Here is a 23,511-nt window from a genome sequence, read left to right as displayed (position 1 = left end):
TCACGCTACCGGTTCCCCAAGAACCCCCGAGCACCACCCGCGCCCCACAGGGGCGCGGGGAACTGCGTGAGAAGCCCCACCGGACCCGCGGCCGCGAAACAACGCGGGTACCCCACCCGGAGCGCTCTACGCCGCTTGCAAGTCCATCCGCGCCCCGAACTCCCGCACCACCGCCTCCTCCCGGAACGGTTCGAGCCTCTGCTGGAAGTCCTCCAGATACTCCGCCCCTCGATTCGACCGCAGCGATCCCAGCAGCTCCACGGCCTTGGTCCCCGTGTGGCAGGCCTGCTCGATCTCCCGCTGCTGCACCTGCGCCGTGGCGAGCAGCACATACCCGATCGCCCGCCGCCGCGCCCGCGACTCCGGATGCCTGGCGAGCGACTCCTCGGCCCGCCGGGCCGCCGCCTCCGCCTGTCCGAGGTCCCGGTGGCAGTGCGCCAACTCGTCGGCGAGATAGGCCTCGTCGAAGTGCTTGATCCACGCCGGGTCGTCCCCGGAGGACGGATCCGCCCCCTCCAGCGCCTCCACGGCCCGCCCGGCCGCCGTCTGCGCGGCGCGCGCGTCGCCCAGCAGCGCGTGGCCGCGCGCCTCCGCCGCGTGGAACATCGACTCCGCCCGGGGCGTGGACCGGCCCCGCGCCCCCTCCTGCGCCGCGCGCGCCAACTGCGCGATCTCCCGCGGGTTGCCCAGCTGCGCGGCGAGGTGGCTCATGGACGCGGCGAGGACGTAGCCGCCGTAGGCGCGGTCGCCCGCGGCCTGGGCGAGGCGGAGCGCCTGGATGTAGTACCGCTGGGCGAGGCCGGGCTGTCCGGTGTCGACGGCCATGTATCCGGCGAGTTCGGTCAGCCGGGCGACCGCGGCGAACAACTCCCGCCCCACCGCCTCCCGGTAGGAGCCGGCCAGCAGCCCCGAGACGACGCTGTTGAGGTAGTGCACGACGACCGGCCGTACATGCCCGCTGCCGTACTGGTGGTCGAGGTCGACGAGGGCCTGGGTCATCGCGCGCACCGCGTCCACGTCGGCGAGACCCACCCGGGGTCCCGCCGAGCGGGCCACCTGGGAGTCGGGCGCGGAGATCAGCCAGTCACGGCTGGGCTCGACCAGCGCGGAGGCGGCGACGGAGGACCCGGAGAGGAAGTCCCGCCGTCCCACGTCGCTGCGCCACAGCTCACAGACCTGCTCGATGGCGCCGAGGACCGTCGGCGAGAACTGCAGGCCGACGCCGGAGGCGAGGTTCTTGCCGTTGGCCATGCCGATCTCGTCGATCGTGACCGTCCGGCCCAGCTTGCGGCCGAGGGCCTCGGCGATGATCGCGGGCGCCCGGCCCCGCGGCTGCTGTCCCCGCAGCCAGCGCGCCACGGACGTCTTGTCGTAGCGCAGGTCCAGTCCGTGCTCCGCGCCGCACATGTTGACCCGCCGGGCCAGCCCCGCGTTGGAACAGCCCGCTTCCTGGATGAGCGCCTGCAGTCGTTCGTTCGGCTGCCTGGCGACGAGCGGCCTTGCGGCCATGGCGTACCCCCTGTGGCTGTGGTGCCTTGCCCACGCACCGAGTTGACGTGACTTCAGCGACCGGATCGCCTCGCATACGTGTACCCATGTATCGAAAGGATCCGGCCTCGAAGATCAATGCCCCGCCGACATACCGAAGATGCGAGACATGCCAGGATTGCCGGGGTAAACACGGATGCTGTACCCCACACGTGGCTACCCGGCTCACTCCGTGATCCCTCCCGCGCGCCCCCGGCCATGCACCCATGCGCCCCGGCCCCGTTGACGATGCTCTCCCCCGCGCATGTGACTTCCGTAACCCCTGATGACCGCTAGAGTTGTGTTCATCGTGGAAGAGACCATCGCGGGCCCTGAAGCTGCCCAAATCCCGAAGCAGCGCGGCGAGTCGCTGCTGGACACCGCCGTTCGATACGCCGAAGAGCGCCACTGGGACGTGTTCCCCGGCACTTGGCTGGAAGCCGTCGACGGGGTGCAGATCTGCTCCTGTGGCAACGCAGCGTGCGCCACCCCCGGCGCGCACCCGGCGCGCGAGGACTGGGCGACCCAGGCGACAGGCAGTGCGACCGTCGCACGCCGTCTGTGGTCGAAGCAGCCGAGCGCGTCGATCCTGCTGCCGACCGGCCGTACGTTCGACACGATCGACGTTCCCGAGACCGCCGGTCTGCTGGCGCTGGCCCGTATGGAGCGCATGGAGCTGACCCTCGGCCCGGTGACCTGGACCCCGGACCGCCGGATGCACTTCTTCGTGCTGCCCGGCGCCTCCGTCAAAGTCCCGGACCTGGTACGCAAGTTGGGCTGGTCCCCGCTGGCGCTCGACCTCAAGGCCCTGGGCGAGGGCGAGTTCGTGGCGGCCCCCCCGACGCGCTACGGCTCACGGGGCGCCGTCCAGTGGGCCCGACGCCCCACCCCGGCGAACCGCTGGCTGCCGGACGCGGAGGAACTGATCTCCCCGCTCGCGTACGCGTGCGGCCGGGACGGGCGGCGGTAGCACTCCGGGCGGGGTCCTCCGGCGCGGCGTACGACGCCGGGCGGCCGGGCCACGGACGCCGGAGCGGCCGAGCTTTCGCGCAGTTCCCCCACATCTCCGGCATCCCCGGTCCCTGGGCCGGTCCCTAGGGTGGCCGTCATGACTGAGGCTGAGGGAACCTTCTGGAGTGTCGGCGAGGATCAGGGTGTGGTCCGGTACGGGGAGTTCTTCCTGACCGTCGTACGGGCGCCGTTCCCGGGCTCGTCGGCGGTGCTCGACGCCCATGACCCGGAGCGGGCACGGGAGTTCGCGGCCTCGTTCGGGACCGTCGACGCCGTGCTCGGTGAACTGGGTGCCGTGAGCGCGACCGAGGGCGTCGGGCTGGGGACACGGGCGGACCTGGATGTCGTCCGCGTCGGCTGCTGGGGCCCGGTGACCGAGATCGTCGATCCGGCGCTGGGGAACGTCGGGGACGACTTCCCGGTGTGGGAGCAGGCGAAGGAGCTGCGGAAGCGGCATCCGGACGCGGTGGTGATCGGGGCGGCCACCGTCGAGCACGACTCCACGTACGGGGCGTGGGCGGTCCTGCATCCGGGCGGAGCCGAGGTCTTCGCCGCCGGGTGGCACGGCGAGGGGGACTGGGACGTCGAGGGCGATGCGCGGGCCGTGGTGGAGGCCTTCGGGATCGACGAGGACGAACTGGCGGAGGACGGTGTCGACCTCGACGACGGCTTCGAGGAGTTCGACTGGGACGGGCTCGCGCGGCTCGCCCTCGGACGGGTCGCGCCGCTGGACCAGGAGGGCCGGACCGTGTCCGTGTTCCGGGTGCGGCACACCGAGGACACCACCTTCGCCATGGAGGAGACCTGGCTCGAAGGGTGAAGATCCCTTGCCCGAGGAGTAAGAATTCGGCTGTGACGGCCGGTTGGGGCGTTTCGGCGGCCAAATCACCTATGTAAAAGGGCCGTTAGGTCACTACGGTGCATGGCTTGGTGGCGGCGTCGCACAGACCACGGGGGCCCCTGGCGTCCCACCGAGCACCGCACGGACGTACCCACCTACCCTCTGGGGCCCTCAGGGGGACTACCGAAGTGACTCACCCGATACCCCGCTCCGGGCGACGCCTCTGGGGCAGGATCGCGCTGGCCCTCACCGGCGCGAGCGTCCTGACCCTGACCGGGCTGCCCGGTCTCCCGCGGGACGCGGAGGCCGCGCCCAAGGCGGGCGTGCGCTGCGACGAGCTCTATCTGAAGCAGAGGTTCGCGCGGACGCCGGCGAACTCCGGTCCGCCGAGCGGCTCCACGCCGTACGACGCGGCACCGAACGACGAGAACTACACCTTCGACAACCCCGACAAGGCGTTCGACGGTCTGAAGTCGCCCACCGAGGCGCAGTTGAAGCAGGCCGGCAGTTCCACGAAGGCCATCGCGAAGTGGAAGGCCGCCTACGCCGCCTCGGGCAAGCCGGCCGACCGGGCGATGGAGATCTACGCCCGCTACAACGCCCAGCGCAACAAGGCCACCGGCTACAAGGACTTCGGCGACTATCTGCGGATCCGGATCATCGGGAACACCGGCAACCGGGTCAAGGGCGAGACGTTCGAGGCCCGCATGGTGAAGAAGTACAACATGGTCGGGCCGGACTGGTGGTGCCAGGACCCGATCCCGTACAAGGACCCGAAGACCGGGAAGACCCGCTACCGGATCGTGGACTTCCGGGACCGGGTCGGCGACCGGAACATCGAGGGCAAGTCCAACGGCTCGATCCGCAACAACCAGTACGAGGCCGACCGGATCATCGCCCGCGACCCCAAGTACGCGAAGACCACCTTCCACACCATCACCGGGGCGAAGACCACCCAGGGCACCATCGACAAGATCAAGGCGTTCGACGACGAGCTGAAGCAGACCCGGGGCACCAGCCGCACCCAGGCGGGTATCTGGGAGCAGCGCTCCAACGGGATCGAGCGCACCGGCAAGCCGAACGTCTACACCAACTACGACAAGCGGTTCAACGCCGACCCCCTCAAGGGCGGGCGCGGCCCGATCATCGACGAGGCCCTGCGCTCCGGCAAGACGCCGGAGGAGGCCAAGCGGCTGCAGAAGATGTACGACGCCAACAACGCCAAGGGCTACTTCGGGCGGCCCGGCGGCATCGACTTCTCCTCCCTGGAGATGAACTTCGTCGGGGAGCCCGTGAAGGGCAAGGGCCTCGACTACTCGATGAAGGCCGACTTCGTGCCGGACCCGGAGAACAACCCGGGCTGGGGCGGCGACGCGAAGCTGACCATGGCCTCGGACTCGCTCTTCACCTGGCTCGCGCTCACCCCGGACAAGTTCTGGGTCAACCTCAACCCGGACCAGCCGTCCACGATCATGGACTCGCAGTTCGCGTCCACCGACGCCGGCCGGGTGCTCCTGGAGGCCGACCTCAAGCTCAAGCACGACTTCTTCAAGGCCCTGGACCCCAAGACCGAGACCGGCAAGCGGGCCTGGGACGGGATGGCCGAGCGCGACGGCTGGCCCTGTCTGCACTCCCTGCGCAACTGGATCGAGCCCGACACCGCGCAGGTCCGTGAGCAGGACGGCGGCATCTACATCCTCGACGCCCCGCTGAAGCTGCAGACCGAGCCGATGGACATCAGCACGCCCGGCCCCGGCGGCGAGGGCTGCGACCTCACCAAGGCCGAGACCGAGCAGAACGACCGGGTCCTGAAGAACACGATCGTCCCGCTCGTCGAGAAGTGGATCAACACCGGCTCGGACTACGCCGATCTGCGCCGCGTCTACACCTCCCGGGTGGCCGCCGAGTGGATCCGGCAGAAGGACCGGCAGTCGGCCACCGACTACCGGAAGATCATCAACAGCGACGACGTCAGCCGCTGGCCGCTGCGCGCCCCGAACCAGAACTGGAAGAAGACCGACGTCTACGACCGGTACGTCAAGATCTTCAAGGAGGGCGAGTTCAAGTACGAGATCAGCAACGGGCAGGACGTGTACGTCTACACCGTGGGCGGCGTCGACTTCTCCAAGTCGCCCAAGCGGAACGTCACCCGGGTGCAGTTCGACCTCGAACACCCGGGCCTGGACAGGACGACCAGGACCAGCGTCCAGGCCGTGACGACCTACCGGGACACCGACACCGTGTTCCTGGGCGGCAACAGCAACGGCACCCAGCCCGCCCCGGGCGACGAGGACCCGGCACCGGAGCCGACGCCCTCCGGCCCGGGCAGGCCGACGCCGAGCGACCCGCCGTCGACCCCGGCGCCCGACCCGTCCCCGTCCACCCCCGGCGGCGGTGACCCGCAGTCCCCGCCGGGCAACCGGCCCGACCCGGACGGCGGCCTCGCCGACACCGGCTCCGGGCTGCCCGTCGGCCTGCTCTCCGGCATCGCCGCGGCGGTCGTCGCGGCGGGCGGCGCGCTGGTGTGGTGGATGCGGCGGAGGAGGACCGCGGAGAGCTGAGCCGTCCCACGCGCTGAACCGTCCCGTGTGAGGAAGGGCCCCGGAGCGATTCGGGGCCCTTTCGCCCGTCGGCGAATCAGTCCGCGAAACCGTCGAGGAACGGCTCTATCGCCGCGCGCCACGCGTCCGGCTGGTCGTAGTGGACGAGGTGGCCGGCGTCGGCGACCTCGGCGTACTGGCCGTGGGGCAGGACGCGGACCATCTCCTGGGACTCGGCGCGGCCCAGCTCGCCGTCGAGGCCGCGGACGACGAGGGCGGGGCAGCGGACCTGGGTCAGCTCCTCCCAGTGCGCGTCGTACACCCAGGTCTCGCGGGTCCTCAGCATCTGCTCGGGGTCGAAGACGGGCCGCCAGCCGTCGGGGCCCTCGTGCATGACCTCGGCGTAGAACTCGCCGCGGGACGGGCTGGGGCGCTCCACCCAGGGGTCGTCCTCGCCGAACCACTTGCGGACGTCGGCGAGGGTGGCGAAGGGCAGCGGCCAGGCCTTGAACCAGTTCTCCCACTCGCGCTGGGAGGCGGCGCCGAGCGCGGAGGCCCGCATGTCGCAGACGATCAGGCCGCGCACCAGGTCCGGGCGGCGGGCGGCCAGCTGCCAGGCGGTCAGCGCGCCCATGGCGTGGCCGATGAGGACGACCGGGGCGAGGCCCAGCTGTTCGACGGCGGCCTCGGCGTCCTCGACGTAGGCCTCACGGGTGTACGCGGCCTGCTCGGGCTTGGCGCTGCGGCCGTGGCCGCGCTGGTCCAGGGCGACGGCGCGGTGCCGTTCGGAGAGCCAGCGGGCGGTGGGGGCCCAGTGCGAGGCGCGGCCCATGAGGCCGTGCAGTAACAGCACCCCGGGCCGGGGTTCGTGCTCGCCTGTCTTGGGCGGGTCGTCGAACTCCCAGGCGGCGAGGCTCAGACCGCCCGCTCCCGTCACGTCGATGCGCCGCGCCATTGGCACCCCCCAGACTCCCGCCCGGACCGCTCGCTCCCGCCTCTCGCTCCCGCTTCGAGCCGGCCGGTCCACTCGTCCCAACTGCTGTCGTACCGCTGATACCCCTGAAACCGCTGATTCCGCTGTCGTGCCGCTGTTTCTGCGCCGCATCCGCTGTCGCTTCCGCCGTGGCTCCCCGCTCGGACGGTGAGCACTTGTGTTACAGCGTGCATATCGGTTGACACGTTACGTGTGGGGCGCGCGCGTCAGTCAGGGTACGGGGCACGCGACGCCACGCCGTACACGTTATCGAATACACATTCGAAGATGCCGTTGCCGGCGGCAACACCCCTCGTTCGAGTGACGTCCCTCAAGGATTGCCCGCCGCCGCCGAGGGGAGATCTTCAACGGGAGGCGGACCGCTCGGGGAAAACGGTCCGAGGGGGATGACCCTGGGAGCTCGGGGCTCCGGGTCAGCACAGGGGAGGACAGGCCCCGGCGCCGCACGGCGCCGGGGCCCTCCTCATGTCCACGGCACATCCGCCCCGCCCCCTCCCCTACCACCGGAGATCGCCGTCTCGGGCGGCCAAGAGCCCCTCAGGTCATATGCCTCACGCGCAAGCCTCGCACGCGAACGGCCCGCGCGCTGCGATTCGGCGCACTGAATCTTCGATTGGCCGGGATCCCGGACATGGACCCCAATACGTCACAACTTCCCCTCCCACACCGGGAGTTGGCGGGTGATACGAGCACGCCCCGGCACGTGTCGAACACCTGCCGACAAGGGGTGACACGGGCAGTCACCGGGTGGTCGAAATCGGTCGGCGGGCGGGGTGTGGTCCGGTCCTCCGGAGGTGGCGGTCAGCGCTTGGCGACGAACACATGGGAGGCGACGTCCGCCTCCAGCTCCGCCGCCTCGCCGCCGCTGCCCACGAGGACCCCGCCGGCCGCCTCCGTCACGCTCACCACGGAGCCGGGCTGCACGCCCGCGCGGCGCAGCGTGTACATCAGCTGGGCGTCCGTCTGGATGGGCTCGCCGATACGGCGTACGACGACGGTCTTGCCCTCCGTGCCCGGGTCGAGGTCGGCGAGCGACACCATGCCCTCGTCCAGGAAGGGGTCGGCGCCGTCCTTCTCACCCAGCTCCTCCAGGCCCGGGATCGGGTTGCCGTACGGCGACTCGGTGGGGTGGCGCAGCAGTTCGAGCACGCGGCGCTCCACGGCCTCGCTCATCACGTGCTCCCAGCGGCACGCCTCCGCGTGGACCTGCTCCCACTCCAGGCCGATCACGTCGACGAGCAGACACTCCGCGAGGCGGTGCTTGCGCATGACGCGCGTCGCCAGCCGGCGGCCCTCCTCGGTCAGCTCCAGGTGGCGGTCCGCGGCGACGGACACCAGGCCGTCGCGCTCCATGCGCGCGACCGTCTGGCTCACCGTGGGGCCGCTCTGATCGAGCCGCTCGGCGATCCGGGCGCGCATGGGGACCACACCTTCCTCCTCCAGCTCGAGGATGGTGCGGAGATACATCTCCGTCGTATCGATCAGTCCGGACATACGTGCCCCTCGATGAGATTCAGCCGGAGGCTTTCGACGGCCCACACCGGCTTGCTGCGGCTTGCTGCGCTGGCCCTGGACTCAATTCTTACGCATCCGACTGACAACCGGGTGGTGCCGGGGGAACGACGGCGGTATGGCTCCGGTCGGGTGGCCGATTTATGACCTGCTGAGCCTTTTCGGACGGCGCGGCGGAGCTCGGGCGGTTTCGGTGCGTCGGCGGGTGCGGGTGCGTGGGGCTTCTCGCGCAGTTCCCCGCGCCCCCAAAGACATCAGGCCCTGCGGTCCTGAAAAAGGCCGGGGCGCAGCCCCGCTTTTTTCAGGGGCGCGGGAAACTGCGCGACCAGCCCCCGCCCCCTCCGCCCTTATTGACACCCCACTGGTCCAGACCACTAACGTGATCGGCGTCACGAAGGATCAGACCAAGCTGAAGGAGTCGGCGCATGGGGTTGGACGGGGACAAGGTGAGCGGGCGGTTCCTCGACGCGGCCATCGGGCTGCTGGAGCGGGTGCGGGACGAGGAGGCGGAGGCGGTCGCCGCGGCCGGGGAGCTGATCGCGGAGACGGTCGCCGAGGGGGGCCGGCTGTTCGCGTTCGGGGCCGGTCACTCCTCCCTCGCCGCACAGGACCTCGTCTACCGGGCGGGCGGCCTCGCCCTGATGAACCTGCTGGCCGTCCCCGGCGCCGTCGGCGTCGACGTGCTCCCCGCCACCCTCGGCTCCGCCCTGGAGCGGGTCGACGGCCTGGCCACCGCCGTGCTCGACACCAGCCCCCTGCGCTCCGGCGACCTGCTCGTGATCATCTCGCTCTCCGGCCGCAACGCCCTGCCCGTCGAGATGGCCGCCCACGCCCGGGAGCTGGGTGTGAAGGTCGTCGGTGTCACCTCCGTCGCGTACGCCGCGCAGACGGAATCCCGCCACTCCTCCGGCACCTTCCTCAAGGACCACTGCGACCTCGTCCTCGACTCGAAGATCGCGGTCGGCGACGCGGAGCTGACCCTCGACACCATCCCCGCCCCCTTCGCCCCGGCCTCCACCGTCGTCACCTCCGCGATCCTCCAGTCGGTCATGGCCACCGCCGCCGCCCGCCTCGCGGACCGCGGCATCGAGCCGCCGCTGCTCCGCTCCGGCAACGTCGACGGCGGGCTCGCCTGGAACGACCGGGTGATGCGGGAGTACGGAGACCGGATCTTCTACCTGCGCTGACTGAGTGGCCGGGGACGTGGGAACGTTGAGAAGGGAGAGACAGGACGAGGAAAGGTGAGTCGGAAATCCGGCGTACAACGATTTCGTCCAAATCTTGCGTGAACCAGATGTGGGCTGGGTCACGTTCGAGTTGAATGATGGCCAGTGAGCGAACCGACGCGCCGTGCATGCCGCCGTACATGCGGACGCAACGCAGCCTGGAGGGGGTTCAGGTGAGTGCTTCCCGGCGTAGTGGGGCCACCGACGAACTGGGGCCCGACAAGCCCGAGCGGGGCGGTCCGAAGAACACGGACACCGAGAACATCGAGGACATCGAGGGCACGGTGAACACCGAGGACACCGAAGGCACCGAGGACTCCATGGACTCCGCGGACCCCGGCGGCTCGGATCTGCTCGCCGCCCTCCTCGACGGCATGGACGCGGCCCTGTGCGCCTTCGACGCCGACGGCGTCGTCACCCACTGGAACCGCGAGGCCGAACGCATCCTCGGCTGGAGCGCGGAGGAGGCCGTGGGCCGCCGGGGCTTCGCCGACTGGGCCGTACGGACCGCCGACGCCGAGGAGGTCGAGGGGCGGCTGATGGCCGCCATGCACGCCTCCGGTCGGCAGGTGCACGAGTTCGCCCTGGTCACCAAGGACGGCGGCCGGGTCCTCGTGCGCACCCAGTCCGCCGCCGTACGCGGACCCGACGGCAAGCCCGCCGGGCTGTACTGCGCCTTCAGCGAGGTCCACGCGCAGATCGACCTCGAACGCTCCATCGCCCTCAGCGAGGCCCTCTTCGAGGACGCGTCCTGGGGCGTCGTCCTCGTCGACGCCGACCTGCGCCCCGCCGTCGTCAACGCGCACGCGGCCCGCGCCCTGGGCATCGGTCGTACGGCGGTCCTCGGACGGCCCCTCGGCGAACTGCTCGCCCAGGGCGTCGAGGAGCTGGAGAGCGCCCTCACCCATGTCCTCGCCGAGGGCGCGCCGCCCGCGCCCGCCGAGATCTGGGTCGGCGTCCGCACCCCCGACGGCGAGAAGCGGCGCTGCTGGCGCAGCGGCTTCCTGCGGCTCGCCTCGCCCCTCGCCGAGGAACCGGTCCCGCTCGGCGTCGGCTGGCTCTTCCAGGACGTCACCGAGTCCAAACAGGGCGAGCAGGAGGCGGCCCAGCTCCGCTTCCGCGTCAACCAGCTGCACCGGGCGGCGCGGGCCGCCGCCGAGTGCGAGGACCCGGGCGAGGCCGCCACGGTCCACCTCGACTTCGCCCTCGCCGGCTTCGCCGACCACGCCCTCATCGACCGCGTCGCCGGTGGCTCCCTCACCGACGGCGAGGGCCCCGCCCGGCTCGTCCGGGCCGCCGCCACCCCCTCCGGCCGCCCCGGCCCCAGCCACCTCGCCGGACACGCAGGCATCCCCGTCCGCTACGGTCCCGGCCACCCCGCCCTGCAGTGCGCGGAGCGGGCGGGCTCGGTCCGCGCCAGCGCCGGCACGGCCTCGGCGGAGGCGGCCCGCGACTGGGCCGCCGGACGCCAGTGGCCCACGGACACCGTCCACGCCCTCTGCGCCGTCCTGCGCAGCCGCGGCCGCACCCTCGGCGTCGTCACCTTCCTCCGCGGCCCCGGCCGCACCCCTTTCGAGCGCACGGACGCGACCTACGCCGAGGGCGTCGCCCTGCGCATCGCCTCGGCCCTGGACCTGGAGGCGCTGGAGAGGTCGTCGGAGTAGACGAGACCGGCGGGCCGCAAGGCGCGGGCGGCGCGGGGAAGGTGCCGTCGGGAGATTCCTTCGGAAAATCGCTTGAGCGCCGTCACGTCGGTTCCTAATGTGGGGCCCACGCCGAAAGGAGGTGATCGGGTACATGTATGAAACCCGGACGCGCGAGGTGGCTGCGGGCTAGCGGCCCGTCACCATACTCAGTGCGGTGTCGGACCAGCGTGTGATCTGAGCACGCCAGCCGGCCCAATCTCAAGCAGTCACCCGACCCGCAGGCTCGCCGGTACGTCCGGCCGGCTTCTCCGTCCACTGGGCGGAGGGACCCAGAGTCTGCGGGTCGTCTGCGTTTTGCGGGGCGGGAGTATGCTTTCACCATGCTTCCGATACTCGTTCGACGCCGGCACGTGGATTTCGTGCGCGTCACGAGCATGGGCTGTCGGTCCGGCATCTGAATCCCGGTGACCGACCCAGCCCCGTTCCACCTCTCTCCTCCACGGACGCATCCCATGAACGACACCACGACGGCATCGCCGTATCTCCAGCTCCCCATCATCGATCTCTCCGCGGCAGATCGCGGGCCCGAGGCGCGGGCGCTGCTGCACGCGCAGTTGCACAGCGCCGCGCATGACGTGGGGTTCTTCCAGCTCGTCGGGCACGGGGTGAGTGAGGAGGAGACCGCGCGGCTCACCGGGGCGATGCGGGAGTTCTTCGCGCTGCCGGAGGCCCAGCGGCTGGCCATCGACAACGTCGGCTCGCCGCACTTCCGTGGGTACACACGGACCGGGGACGAGCGGACGGGTGGCAGCCGCGACTGGCGCGACCAGTTGGACATCGGGGCCGAGCGGGACGCCCGGGTTCCGGGGCCCGGGGAGCCCGCGTACTGGTGGCTGGAGGGACCGAACCAGTGGCCCGCCTCGCTGCCGGGGCTGCGGACCGCCGCCCTCGCCTGGATCGACCGGCTCAGCGCCGTGGCGGGGCGGCTGCTGCGGGAGCTGCTGGTGTCCATCGGGGCACCCGCCGACTTCTACGACCCGGCCTTCGGGGAGCGGGCGCATCCGCATCTGAAGCTGGTGCGGTATCCCGGGAGCGCGGGCGACGGGGACGCCCAGGGAGTGGGGACCCACAAGGACTACGGGTTCCTGACGCTGCTGCTGCAGGACCAGGTGGGCGGGCTCCAGGTGGAACGGGCGGACGGGGCGTTCCATGACGTGCCGCCGATCCCGGGGGCGTTCGTGGTCAACCTCGGGGAGCTGCTGGAGGTGGCGACGAACGGGTATCTGCTCGCCACCCGGCACCGGGTGGTCAGCCCGCCCGGGGCCACCGAGCGGTTCTCCGTGCCCTTCTTCTACAACCCCCGGCTCGACGCGCGGGTCGAGCCGCTCGTCTTCCCGTACGCCGCCACCGCGCCCGGGGTCACCGACGATCCGGGGAACCCGCTCTTCGCCGAGTACGGGTTCAACGAGCTGAAGGGGAAGCTGCGGGCGCATCCGCTGGTCGCCGAGCGGCATCACGCGGGGCTGCTCAGCCCCGCGTGACCTCCGGCGGTACCGCCCGGGTCTCAGCTCGCGATGTCCGCGTAGCCCTCGATCTCCTGGGGGCTCCGGGAGCTCGGGCCCACATAGCGGGCGGAGGGGCGGACCAGGCGGCCGGTGCGCTTCTGTTCCAGGATGTGCGCGGACCAGCCGGCCGTGCGGGCGCAGGTGAACATCGACGTGAACATGTGCGCCGGGACCTCGGCGAAGTCCAGGACGATGGCCGCCCAGAACTCGACGTTCGTGGCGAGGACACGGTCGGGGCGGCGGGCGTGCAGTTCCGCCAGGGCGGCCTTCTCCAGGGCCTCGGCGACCTCGAAGCGGGGTGCGCCGAGGTCGCGGGCGGTGCGGCGCAGAACCCGGGCGCGGGGGTCCTCGGCGCGGTAGACGCGGTGGCCGAAGCCCATGAGGCGTTCGCCCTTGTCGAGGGCCTGTTTCACATAGGCGTCCGCGTCGCCGGTGCGTTCGATCTCCTCGATCATGCCGAGGACGCGGGAGGGGGCGCCGCCGTGCAGAGGGCCCGACATGGCCCCCACCGCGCCGGAGAGGGCGGCGGCCACGTCCGCGCCGGTCGACGCGATGACCCTCGCCGTGAAGGTGGAGGCGTTCATGCCGTGCTCGGCCGCCGAGGTCCAGTAGGCGTCCACGGCCGCCACGTGCTTGGGGTCGGGCTCGCCGCGCCAGCGGATCATGAAGCGTTCGACGACGGAGTGGGCCTTGTCGATCTCGCGCTGCGGAACCATGGGGTGGCCCTGGCCGCGGGCGGACTGGGCCACGTAGGAGAGGGCCATGACGGCGGCGCGGGCGAGGTCGGCGCGGGCCTGCTCCTCGTCGATGTCGAGGAGGGGCTTGAGGCCCCAGACCGGGGCGAGCATGGCCAGCGCGGACTGGACGTCGACGCGGATGTCCCCCGAGTGCACGGGGATGGGGAACGGCTCGGCGGGCGGCAGGCCGGGGCGGAAGGCGCCGTCCACGAGGAGGCCCCAGACGTTGCCGAAGGAGACATGGCCGACGAGGTCCTCGATGTCGACGCCGCGGTAGCGGAGGGCGCCGCCCTCCTTGTCCGGTTCGGCGATCTCCGTCTCGAACGCGACGACTCCTTCGAGCCCGGGTACGAAGTCGGACATCAGGCGGCTCCTCTTGATGTGTGCGACAGGGAGAGCGGGAAACAGGCGGTTCCAGCACCATACGCCTGAGTGCCACTTTTGGGGAGGGTTCGCGGCACTCAGTGCCACTCGATGCCGACCCCCTCCGGTCGGCCGTTCATACGGCAGGATGACCATGTGAACGATCACGACCCTGTCGATCCCGCTCTGATGCGCAAGCAGTACCGCGCCGACGGGCTCGACGAGAGCGAGCTGGCCGCCGACCCGATGGAGCAGTTCGGGCGGTGGTTCGCGCAGGCCGCGCTGGAGGGGGCGGTGTTCGAGCCGAACGCGATGGTCGTGTCCACGGCGGACGCGGCGGGGCGCCCGGCCTCCCGTACGGTGCTGATGAAGGCGTACGACGCCCAGGGCTTCGTCTTCTACACCAACTACGGCTCCCGCAAGGCCCGTGACCTGGCGGTGAACCCGCATGTCTCGCTGCTCTTCCCCTGGCACGGGATCTCCCGGCAGGTGATCGTGACGGGGACCGCGCGGCGGACCGGGCGGGACGAGACGGCGGCGTACTTCCGGACCCGGCCGCACGGTTCGCAGCTCGGCGCGTGGGCCAGCGCGCAGTCCTCGGTGATCGCCTCGCGGGCCGAACTGGACGCCGCGTACGAGGAGTTGGCGGCCCGCTACCCGGAGGGCGAGCAGGTGCCGGTACCGCCGCACTGGGGCGGTTTCCGGGTGGCTCCGGAGAGCGTGGAGTTCTGGCAGGGGCGGTGGAACCGGCTGCACGACCGGCTGCGGTACGTGGCGGAGCCGGACGGGTCGTGGCGGGTGGAGCGGCTGAGCCCCTGAGGGCCGGGTCCTGAGAGCCGGCCGCGGTCAGCCCAGCTGCTCGTCCAGCAGGGCCGCCCACTGGGCCACCACCCTGTCGCGGCGGCCGGTGTCGTCGGTGAGGAGGTTGGCGAGGCCGAGGCCGCGGGCCATGTCGAGGAGGCCCTGGACGGTCTCGCGGACGCCGGGGACGCTCTCGTCGGCGCGGAGCAGGTCCACGGCGATGCGGTGGGTCTCGCGGCCGACGCGGGCTTCGAGTTCGGTGACGCGGGGGCGAAGCTGTTCCTCGTTGGAGGCGGCGACCCACAGATGCAGCGCGGCGCGGAACAGGGGGCCGGTGAAGAGGTCGACGACGGCGGCGACGACGGCCCGGCGGTCGGCGGGGCCCTCGGGGAAGAGGGCGCGCAGGGCGAGCGAGCGCTCCTCGGCGACGTACTCGACGGCCGCGGTGAACAGGTCCTCGCGGGTGCGGAAGTGGTGCTGGGCGGCGCCCCGGGAGACGCCGGCCCGCTCCGCGACGACGGAGACGGTGGAGCCGGCCCAGCCGTGTTCGGCGAGACAGGAGACGGCGGCCTGGAGGAGGCGCTGCCGGGTGGCCCGGCTGCGGTCCTGCTTCGGAGCGCGGTCGAACGCGCCGGCCACGGTCACACCACCCATCGCGGATCCCGTCTCTCTCGGAAGGCCCTCAGCCCCTCGCCGGCCTCGTCGGAGGCGAACATACGGGCGGAGAGCCTGCTCATCCTGCCCGCGTCCAGGTCGAACGCCTCCAGAACCTTAGCCGTGAGCAGCCGCTTCGTCTCCGCGAGGGCCTTGGGGGAGGCACGGCGCAGACCGTCGAGGACGGGTTCGAGGAGTGTGTCGACGTCGTCACCGGCCAGCGTCAGCAGACCGGCGCGGACCGCCTCGGCCGAGTCGAATCTCTCCCCGGTCAGGCTGTAGCGGGTGAGGGCGCGCGGGTCGGCGCGGGGCAGCAGGGTGAGGGAGATGACGGCGGGGGCGACGCCGATCCGGACCTCGGTGAGGGCGAAGTCGGCCTCGGGGCCGGCGGCGGCGATGTCACAGGCGCCGAGCAGGCCGAGGCCGCCCGCCCGGACATGGCCGGTGACCCGGGCGACCACGGGTTTGCGCAGCTTGAGCAGTTGCCGGAGCAGTCCGGCCATGGCGCGCGGGTCGGGCGGATACCGCAGGTCGGCGCCCGCGCAGAACGTGTTCCCGGTGTGGGTGAGGACGACGGCGCGTACGTCGTCGTCCCGGCCGCAGCGGGTGAGCGCGTCCGCCAGTTCCCGCACCAGCCCGGCGGAGAGGGCGTTGCGGTTGGCCGGGGAGTCGAGGGTGAGGGTGGTGATGCCCCGGTCGTGGGCCTCGCGGACCAGCTCGGTCCCGGGATCGGTCACATCGGTCGCGTCGGTCACGGATGCTCCCTCAGTACGACTTCGGCAGGCCGAGGGTCTGGTGGGAGACGTAGTTGAGGATCATCTCCCGGCTCACCGGCGCGATCCGCGACACCCGGGCCGCCGTGACCAGCGAGGCGAGGCCGAACTCGGCGGTGAGGCCGTTGCCGCCGAGGGTGTGCACGGCCTGGTCGACGGCCTTCACACAGGCCTCCCCCGCCGCGTACTTGGCCATGTTGGCCGCCTCGCCCGCCGCCGCGTCGTCGCCGATGTCGTAGAGGTGGGCCGCCTTCTGCATCATCAGCCGGGCCAGCTCCAGTTCGATGTGGGACTGGGCGAGGGGGTGCGCGATCGCCTGGTGGGCGCCGATGGGCTGCCGCCAGACCGTGCGGTCACGGGCGTACTCGACGGCCTTGGCGAGGGCGTACCGGGCCATGCCGATCGCGAAGGCGGCCGTCATGATCCGCTCGGGGTTGAGGCCCGCGAAGAGCTGGAGGAGACCGGCGTTCTCGTCGCCGACCAGGGTGTCGGCGGGCAGCCGGATGTCGTCGAAGGTCAGCTCGAACTGCTTCTCGGCGGCGCGGAGTTCCATCTCGATGGGGCGGTACTCGAAGCCGGGGGTGTCCGTGGGGACGATGAACAGGCAGGGCTTGAGGGTGCCGGTGCGGGCGTCCTCGGTGCGGCCGACGACGAGGACGGCGTCCGCCCGGTCGACGCCGGAGATGAAGACCTTGCGGCCGGTGAGCAGCCAGTCGCCGGCCTCGTCGCGGCGGGCGGTGGTGGTGATGCGGTGGCTGTTGGAGCCGGCGTCGGGTTCGGTGATGCCGAAGGCCATCACACGGGTGCCGTTCGCCAGGGCGGGCAGCCAGGTCTGCTTCTGGGCCTTGGTGCCGAAGCGGGCGATCACCGTGCCGCAGATGGCCGGTGACACGACCATCATGAGCAGGGGGCAGCCTGCGGCGCCCAGCTCTTCGAGGACGATGGAGAGTTCGGCTATGCCGCCGCCTCCTCCCTCGTACTCCTCGGGGAGGTTGACGCCGAGGTAGCCGAGTTTTGCCGCCTCGGACCAGAGTTCGTCGGGGTGGCGGTTCTCTTTGTTGACCGTGGCCATGTAGTCGCGGCCGTAGCGTTTTCCCAGGGCGGAGACGGCGGCTCGCAGGGCCTTGTGTTCTTCGGTTTCGAGGACGGGGGACATGACAGGCTCCTAAGGGGGAGGGTTCGTTCGTTGTTCGGAGGGTGCGGGTCCGTGGGGGCTGGTCGCGCAGTTCCCCGCGCCCCTAGGTCGGCCGCACCACCGCAAGCAACACGCCGGGCTCCACCTGTTGACCAGGTACTACGTGCAGGGCCGTCAGGGTTCCCGTCGTCGGGGACGTGATCTTGTGTTCCATCTTCATCGCCTCCAGCCAGAGCAGGGGTTGGCCCGCTTCCACCGGTGAGCCCGGGTTCAGGGCCTCCGCGACGCGGACGACCGTGCCCGGCATGGGGGCCAGGAGGGAGCCCGGGGGCTGTTGGGTGGTGGGGTCGGGGAAGCGGGGGAGGGCGGTGAGGGTGGTGGTGTTGACGTGGACGCGGTCGTCGCCGTACCGGGCCACCTCGAACTTCCGCTGGACGCCGTCCACTTCGAGGACGACGCGGCGGGCGTCGGCGTGGATGATCCGCACTCCGTCCGCCTCCGGGCCGTTCCTGGTGTGCCGGTAGTGGACCTCGTGCTCCTCCCCCGCCGTCGCGTACCGCTTGACCTGGGGCTGGGAGGGGATGTTGCGCCAGCCGCCGAAGCGGGAGCGGCCATGGGCGTCCGCGAGGGCGGCGGCCAGGGGGGCGTACGGATCGGGGGTCCCGGCGGTGAGGGCGGGGAGGTGGCGGTCGTAGAAGCCGGTGTCCATGCGGGCGGTCGTGAACTCCTCGTGGCGCAGGGAGTTCACCAGCAGGGACCGGTTCGTGGTCGGGCCGTGGATCGTGGCGCGGTCCAGGGCTCCCGCCAGCCTGCGGATCGCCTCCGCGCGGGTGGGGGCGTGGGCGATGACCTTGGCGAGCATGGGGTCGTAGTGGACGCCGATGGTGTCGCCGTCCTCGTAGCCGGTGTCCAGGCGGACGCTCCCGGGGACGGACAGGCGGTGCAGGGTGCCGGTCTGCGGGGTCCAGTCGTGGGCCGGGTCCTCGGCGTACAGACGGGCCTCGATCGCGTGGCCGCGCGCGGGCGGGGGGTCGGCCGGGAGGGCGTGGCCCTCGGCGACGCGGAGCTGTTCGGCGACCAGGTCGAGGCCGAACACGGCCTCCGTGACCGGGTGTTCGACCTGGAGGCGGGTGTTCATCTCCAGGAAGTGGGCCCGGCCGCCGGCCACCAGGAACTCGACGGTGCCCGCGCCGGCGTAGTCGACGGCCCGGGCGGCGCGTACGGCCAGGGTGTGGAGTTCCGCCGTCAGCTCCTCGGGGAGGGCGGGGGCCGGGGCCTCCTCGACGACCTTCTGGTGGCGGCGCTGGAGGGAGCAGTCGCGGGTGCCCAGGGGCCAGACCGTGCCATGGGTGTCGGCGAGGATCTGCACCTCGACATGGCGGCCGTCCTCGATGTACGGCTCGACGAAGACCTCGCCGTCGCCGAAGGCGCTCGCGGCCTCGGCGCGGGCGCTCTCCAGCGCGGCGGGCAGGTCGTCCAGGTCGCGTACGACGCGCATACCGCGTCCGCCGCCGCCCGCCGCCGCCTTCACCAGCACCGGGAGGTCCTTCTCCGTGACCTCGGCCTCGTCCAGGGGCGCCAGGCCCATCAGGCGCTTGGCGCGGGTCTTGGACGCCATGGCCTCGATCGCCTCCGGGGGCGGGCCGATCCAGGTGAGGCCCGCGTTCAGGACGGCCCGGGCGAAGTCCGGGTTCTCGGAGAGGAAGCCGTAGCCGGGGTGGACGGCGTCGGCCCCGGCGGCGAGGGCGGCCTTCACGATCAGGTCGCCGCGCAGATAGGTGTCGGCGGGGGCCGCGCCCGGCAGTCGTACGGTCGCGTCGGCCACGCGCGCGTGGAGGGCGTCCGCGTCGGCGTCGGAGTGCACGGCGACCGTGCGGATGCCCAGGTCGGCGCAGGTGCGGAAGATCCGGCAGGCGATCTCGCCGCGGCCCGCGACGAGGAGTGTCGAAATCATGTGGTCCCTCACATCCGGAAGACGCCGAAGCCGCCACGGGCGCCCTCGTAGGGGGCGGTGTGGATCGCGGACAGGCACAGCCCGAGGACGGTGCGGGTGTCGCGGGGGTCGATGACGCCGTCGTCGTAGAGCCGTCCGGACAGGAACATCGGCAGCGACTCGGACTCGATCTGCCGCTCCACCATGGCGCGCAGGGCGGCGTCCGCGTCCTCGTCGTACGGCTGCCCCTTCGCGACGGCCGACTGACGGGCCACGATCGAGAGCACGCCGGCCAGCTGCTGGGGGCCCATGACCGCGGACTTGGCGCTGGGCCAGGCGAAGAGGAAGCGGGGGTCGTAGGCCCGCCCGCACATGCCGTAGTGGCCGGCTCCGTACGAGGCGCCCAGGAGGACGGAGAGGTGGGGGACGCGGCTGTTGCTGACCGCGTTGATCATCATCGCGCCGTGTTTGATGATGCCGCCCTGCTCGTACTCCCTGCCGACCATGTAGCCGGTGGTGTTGTGGAGGAAGAGGAGGGGGATGTCGCGCTGGTTGGCGAGCTGGATGAACTGGGCGGCCTTCTGGGACTCCTCGCTGAACAGGACCCCTCGGGCGTTGGCGAGGATGCCGATCGGATGGCCGTGGAGGGTGGCCCAGCCGGTGGTGAGGCTGGTGCCGTAGAGGGGCTTGAACTCGTCGAGGTCGGAGGCGTCGACGATGCGGGCGATGACCTCGCGGGGGTCGAAGGGGGCGCGGAGGTCCCCCGGGACGATCCCCAGCAGTTCCTCAGGGTCGTACTTGGGGGGCTGGACCAGGTGCGGGTCCGGATCGGCGTACGCCTTGCGGTGGTTGAGGCGGGCGACGACCCGGCGGGCCTGGCGGAGGGCGTCGGGCTCGTCCACGGCGAAGTGGTCGGCGAGGCCCGAGGTGCGCGCGTGCATCTCGGCGCCGCCCAGCGACTCGTCGTCGCTCTCCTCGCCGGTGGCCATCTTGACCAGGGGCGGGCCGCCGAGGAACACCTTCGCCCGTTCCTTGACCATGATCACGTGGTCGGACATGCCGGGGATGTAGGCCCCGCCCGCGGTGGAGTTGCCGAAGACGACGGCGATGGTCGGGATTCCGGCGGCGGAGAGCCGGGTGAGGTCGCGGAAGATCGCGCCGCCGGGGATGAAGATCTCCTTCTGGGAGGGGAGATCGGCGCCGCCGGACTCGACGAGACTGATGCAGGGCAGCCGGTTGGCGAGCGCGATGTCGTTGGCGCGCAGGGCCTTCTTCAGGGACCAGGGGTTGCTGGCCCCGCCGCGCACGGTCGGGTCGTTGGCCGTGATCAGGCACTCGACGCCCTCGACGATGCCGATGCCGGTGACGAGGGAGGCGCCGACCGGGTACTCGCTGCCCCAGGCGGCCAGCGGGGAGAGTTCGAGGAAGGGGGTGTCCGGGTCGAGGAGCAGTTCGATGCGCTCCCGGGCGAGCAACTTGCCGCGTTTCCGGTGCCGTTGGACGTACTTCTCGCCGCCGCCCGCGAGAGCCTTGGCGTGCTCGGCGTCGAGGGCGGAGAGGTGCGCGAGCATGGCCTCGCGGTTGGCCCGGAAGTCCGGACCCACCGTGTCCAGGGCGGAGTTGATGATCGTCACAGCAGGGCCTCCGGTATGTCCAGGTGGCGGGCGCGCAGCCATTCGCCGAGGGCCTTGGCCTGGGGGTCGAAGCGGAACTGTGAGGCGACGCCCTCGCCGAGGATGCCCTCGATCACGAAGTTGAGGGCGCGGAGGTTCGGGAGGGTGTGCCGGGTGACGGTGAGGGTGCGGCTCTCGGGGATCAGCTCCCGGAACCGGTCCACGGTCAGCTCATGGGCGAGCCAGCGCCATGCCTCGTCCGTCCGCGCCCAGACCCCGACATTGGCGTCCCCGCCCTTGTCGCCGCTGCGCGCCCCGGCGACCAGCCCCAGGGGGGCGCGTCGGGTGGGCCCGGGTGCCGGTGGCTCCGGCAGGGGCGGTTCGGGTGCGGGGGCGAGTACGGCGGTGTCGTGGGCCGGGGGCACGGGGACCCGGCGGCCGTCGTCGAGGACGGCCACATGGGCGACGTCGCCCTGCGGGACGTACGCCGCCTCGAAGACCCCGTAGGGCGTGCCCCTGCCCGGTGGAGAGAGCACATGGAAGCCGGGGTAGCCGGCGAGCGCCAGCTCCACGGCGGCGGCGCCGAGCGGACGTCCGACCTTCTCCGGGTCCGGGTCCCGGACGACCAGCCGCAGCAGCGCGCTCGCGGTCTCCTCGGTCGGGGCGTCGGGCCGGTCGGTGCGCACCAGGCTCCACCTGGTCGAGCCGGGCGGCGACTTGGTGAGCGCGTCCGTCATCTGACGGCGTACGAGGGCGGCCTTGGCGTCGATGTCCAGGCCGGTCAGCACGAAGGTGATCTCGTTGCGGAAGCCGCCGAGCCGGTTGACGCCGACCTTGAGGGCCGGGGGCGGTGCCTCACCGCGTACGCCGTCGACGCGGACCCGGTCGGGACCGTCCGGGGAGAGCCTGACCGTGTCGAGGCGGGCGGTGACGTCGGGCCCCGCGTACCGGGCGCCGGCCGTCTCGTACAGCAGCTGGGCCGTGACGGTGCCGAGGTCGACGAGGCCGCCGGTGCCGGGGTGCTTGGTGATGACGCAGCTGCCGTCCTCGTGGAGTTCGGCGAGCGGGAAGCCGGGGTGGCGCAGGCTCTCGGGGTCGTGCTCGCCGAAGAAGGCGTAGTTGCCGCCGGTGGCCTGCGCCCCGCACTCCAGCACATGCCCGGCGACGACCGCGCCCGCGAGGCGGTCGTACTCCCCGGGCCCCCAGCCGAAGTGGGCGGCGGCGGGGCCGGTGACCAGCGCCGCGTCCGTCACCCGGCCGGTGACCACGATGTCGGCGCCCTCCCGCAGACAGGCCGCGATACCGAAGCCGCCGAGGTAGGCGTGGGCGGCGAGGCTGCCGGGGTGGCCGGCGGTCAGGTCGTCGCCCTCGACATGGGCGACACGGACGGGGATGCCGAGCCGGTCCGCCAACTCCCGTATGGCGGTGGCGAGTCCGGCGGGGTTGAGGCCGCCGGCGTTGGCGACGACGCGGACGCCCCGGTCGTGGGCGAGGCCCAGGCACTCCTCCAGTTGGCGCAGGAAGGTGCGGGCGTACCCGGCGGTGGGGTCGGCGGGGTTCTTCAGACGGTCGCGGCCGAGGATGAGCATGGTCAGCTCGGCGAGGTAGTCGCCGGTGAGGACGTCCAGTTCGCCGCCGGTGAGCATCTCGCGCATCGCGTCGAAGCGGTCGCCGTAGAAGCCGGAGGCGTTGCCGATGCGCAGGGGGGTGACGGTCACGGGGCCGCCTCTCCGGCGTCGCCTGTGTCCTTGGCCTCCGCGCCTGCGTCTACGGGGTCCTTGGCCTCCGCGGGCTCGCGGCGGCCGATGCCCTTGGCCTCCGCGGGCTGGCGGCCGGTGCCCGGGGGGCCCGCGAAGGCCTGGGCGATGTCGAGCCAGCGGTCGGCGTCGGAGCCGTCGGCCCGGAGGGCGAGGTCGGCCCGGTGGGCGCGCTGGGTGACGAGGAGGCAGAGGTCGAGGGCGGGACCGGTCACCCGGTCGGTCGCGTCCTCGGGGCCGTACGTCCACACCTCGCCCTCAGGAGACATGAGCTCGACGCGGAACTCCTCGAAGGGCGGGGTGAGTCCGTGCACGCCGAAGGCGAAGTCGCGGGTGCGGATGCCGAGCCGGACGATGTGCCGGAGGCGGTCGGTGGGGGCGATCCGGGGGACGCCCAGGCCGTCGGCGATGTCCAGGCCGTGCGCCCAGGTCTCCATCAGCCGGGCGGTCGCCATGGACGCGGTGGACATGGGCGGCCCGTACCACGGGAACCGCGCCCCCTCGGGCGCCGCGCGCAGGGCCGACTCCAGGGCCTCGCGTCCGGCCCGCCACTCCGCGAGCAGCTCCCCGGGCGGCTTCCCCGCCCCCTCCTCCGCGCCCCTGTCCACGAAGTCCCCGGGCGAGGTCAGCGCGGCCTCGACCTCACGGGCGAAGGCGGTCTGGTCCGTCACCGCCAGCACGGAGGAGCGGTCGGTCCAGGCGAGGTGGGCGATCTGGTGGGCCACGGTCCAGCCGGGGGCGGGCGTCGGGCGCGTCCAGTGTTCCGCGGGCAACTCGGCCACGAGCGCGTCGAGTTCGTCGCTCTCGGCGCGCAGGGCGTCGAGTACGGGGGTGGGGTCGGCCATGGGGGGAGCATGGCAGCGGCACCATAAACAAGCAAGCG

General features: G+C 72.0%; 18 protein-coding genes. 7 read left to right on the top strand and 11 right to left on the bottom strand.

Annotated features, from left to right (window positions below; translation table 11 throughout):
- Positions 1-126: 126 nt before the first annotated feature.
- On the bottom strand, positions 127-1,509 hold the full coding sequence (locus J8M51_RS41905) for a transcriptional regulator (protein ID WP_086755429.1): 1,383 nt from the start codon (positions 1,507-1,509) through the stop codon (positions 127-129).
- Positions 1,510-1,837: 328 nt separating this feature from the next.
- Here J8M51_RS41905 and J8M51_RS41900 point away from each other — a divergent pair, with 328 nt between their 5' ends.
- From J8M51_RS41900 to J8M51_RS41890, 3 genes are all read left to right on the top strand, one after another.
- Entirely contained in the window at positions 1,838-2,497 is a 660-nt protein-coding gene (locus tag J8M51_RS41900; protein WP_398857962.1) for a bifunctional DNA primase/polymerase, read from the top strand.
- Between the two features lie 138 nt (positions 2,498-2,635).
- Complete coding sequence (locus J8M51_RS41895; protein ID WP_086755431.1) at positions 2,636-3,358, top strand: DUF6333 family protein; 723 nt, start codon at positions 2,636-2,638, stop codon at positions 3,356-3,358.
- A 209-nt stretch (positions 3,359-3,567) separates the two neighbouring features.
- Positions 3,568-5,940, top strand: a complete 2,373-nt coding sequence (locus tag J8M51_RS41890) for a hypothetical protein (protein ID WP_086755432.1) — start codon at positions 3,568-3,570, stop codon at positions 5,938-5,940.
- 76 nt (positions 5,941-6,016) lie between these two features.
- Here J8M51_RS41890 and J8M51_RS41885 read toward each other — a convergent pair whose 3' ends face one another.
- Positions 6,017-6,874: an alpha/beta fold hydrolase gene (locus J8M51_RS41885; protein ID WP_086755433.1), complete on the bottom strand. Its 858-nt coding sequence runs from the start codon at positions 6,872-6,874 to the stop codon at positions 6,017-6,019.
- Positions 6,875-7,714: 840 nt separating this feature from the next.
- On the bottom strand, positions 7,715-8,407 hold the full coding sequence (locus J8M51_RS41880; protein WP_033525889.1) for a metal-dependent transcriptional regulator: 693 nt from the start codon (positions 8,405-8,407) through the stop codon (positions 7,715-7,717).
- Positions 8,408-8,850: 443 nt separating this feature from the next.
- On the opposite strand from J8M51_RS41880, the gene J8M51_RS41875 reads away from it, so the two are divergent.
- The 3 genes from J8M51_RS41875 to J8M51_RS41865 all read left to right on the top strand — a co-directional run bounded on the left by J8M51_RS41875 (position 8,851) and on the right by J8M51_RS41865 (position 12,838).
- A complete protein-coding gene (locus J8M51_RS41875) occupies positions 8,851-9,612 on the top strand; it encodes an SIS domain-containing protein (RefSeq protein WP_398857958.1) in 762 nt (253 codons plus the stop codon).
- 212 nt (positions 9,613-9,824) lie between these two features.
- Positions 9,825-11,315, top strand: a complete 1,491-nt coding sequence (locus tag J8M51_RS41870; RefSeq protein WP_267299993.1) for a PAS domain-containing protein — start codon at positions 9,825-9,827, stop codon at positions 11,313-11,315.
- Positions 11,316-11,809: 494 nt separating this feature from the next.
- Positions 11,810-12,838: an isopenicillin N synthase family dioxygenase gene (locus J8M51_RS41865; protein WP_267299992.1), complete on the top strand. Its 1,029-nt coding sequence runs from the start codon at positions 11,810-11,812 to the stop codon at positions 12,836-12,838.
- Positions 12,839-12,861: 23 nt separating this feature from the next.
- Here J8M51_RS41865 and J8M51_RS41860 read toward each other — a convergent pair whose 3' ends face one another.
- Positions 12,862-13,962 carry a citrate synthase 2 gene (locus J8M51_RS41860; RefSeq protein WP_086763112.1) on the bottom strand — a complete coding sequence of 367 codons (1,101 nt, stop codon included), beginning with the start codon at positions 13,960-13,962 and terminating at the stop codon, positions 12,862-12,864.
- A 156-nt stretch (positions 13,963-14,118) separates the two neighbouring features.
- Between J8M51_RS41860 and pdxH the strand changes: the two genes are divergently transcribed.
- Complete coding sequence (pdxH, locus tag J8M51_RS41855) at positions 14,119-14,781, top strand: pyridoxamine 5'-phosphate oxidase (RefSeq protein ID WP_086763114.1); 663 nt, start codon at positions 14,119-14,121, stop codon at positions 14,779-14,781.
- A gap of 27 nt (positions 14,782-14,808) precedes the next feature.
- Here pdxH and J8M51_RS41850 read toward each other — a convergent pair whose 3' ends face one another.
- From J8M51_RS41850 to J8M51_RS41820, 7 genes are all read right to left on the bottom strand, one after another.
- Entirely contained in the window at positions 14,809-15,417 is a 609-nt protein-coding gene (locus tag J8M51_RS41850) for a TetR/AcrR family transcriptional regulator (protein ID WP_086763116.1), read from the bottom strand.
- Positions 15,405-16,154: an enoyl-CoA hydratase family protein gene (locus J8M51_RS41845; RefSeq protein ID WP_086763120.1), complete on the bottom strand. Its 750-nt coding sequence runs from the start codon at positions 16,152-16,154 to the stop codon at positions 15,405-15,407. The genes J8M51_RS41850 and J8M51_RS41845 overlap by 13 nt, the downstream gene beginning before the upstream one ends.
- 28 nt (positions 16,155-16,182) lie before the next feature.
- Positions 16,183-17,346: an acyl-CoA dehydrogenase family protein gene (locus J8M51_RS41840; protein ID WP_086763118.1), complete on the bottom strand. Its 1,164-nt coding sequence runs from the start codon at positions 17,344-17,346 to the stop codon at positions 16,183-16,185.
- Positions 17,347-17,428: 82 nt separating this feature from the next.
- Positions 17,429-19,279, bottom strand: coding sequence for an acetyl/propionyl/methylcrotonyl-CoA carboxylase subunit alpha (locus tag J8M51_RS41835; RefSeq protein WP_267299991.1), 1,851 nt, complete (start codon positions 19,277-19,279; stop codon positions 17,429-17,431).
- A gap of 8 nt (positions 19,280-19,287) precedes the next feature.
- Complete coding sequence (locus tag J8M51_RS41830) at positions 19,288-20,934, bottom strand: acyl-CoA carboxylase subunit beta (RefSeq protein WP_398857953.1); 1,647 nt, start codon at positions 20,932-20,934, stop codon at positions 19,288-19,290.
- Positions 20,889-22,589 (bottom strand): acyclic terpene utilization AtuA family protein, encoded by a 1,701-nt coding sequence (locus tag J8M51_RS41825; protein WP_267299990.1) that lies wholly within the window; start codon positions 22,587-22,589, stop codon positions 20,889-20,891. Before J8M51_RS41825 ends, J8M51_RS41830 begins: the two co-directional genes overlap by 46 nt.
- A complete protein-coding gene (locus tag J8M51_RS41820) occupies positions 22,586-23,473 on the bottom strand; it encodes a TIGR03084 family metal-binding protein (RefSeq protein ID WP_086754049.1) in 888 nt (295 codons plus the stop codon). The genes J8M51_RS41825 and J8M51_RS41820 overlap by 4 nt, the downstream gene beginning before the upstream one ends.
- Positions 23,474-23,511: the final 38 nt, after the last annotated feature.

The sequence above is a fragment of the Streptomyces griseiscabiei genome, assembly GCF_020010925.1.
Taxonomy (GTDB): domain Bacteria; phylum Actinomycetota; class Actinomycetes; order Streptomycetales; family Streptomycetaceae; genus Streptomyces; species Streptomyces griseiscabiei.
This window is presented reverse-complemented; position numbering and strand designations above follow the sequence as displayed.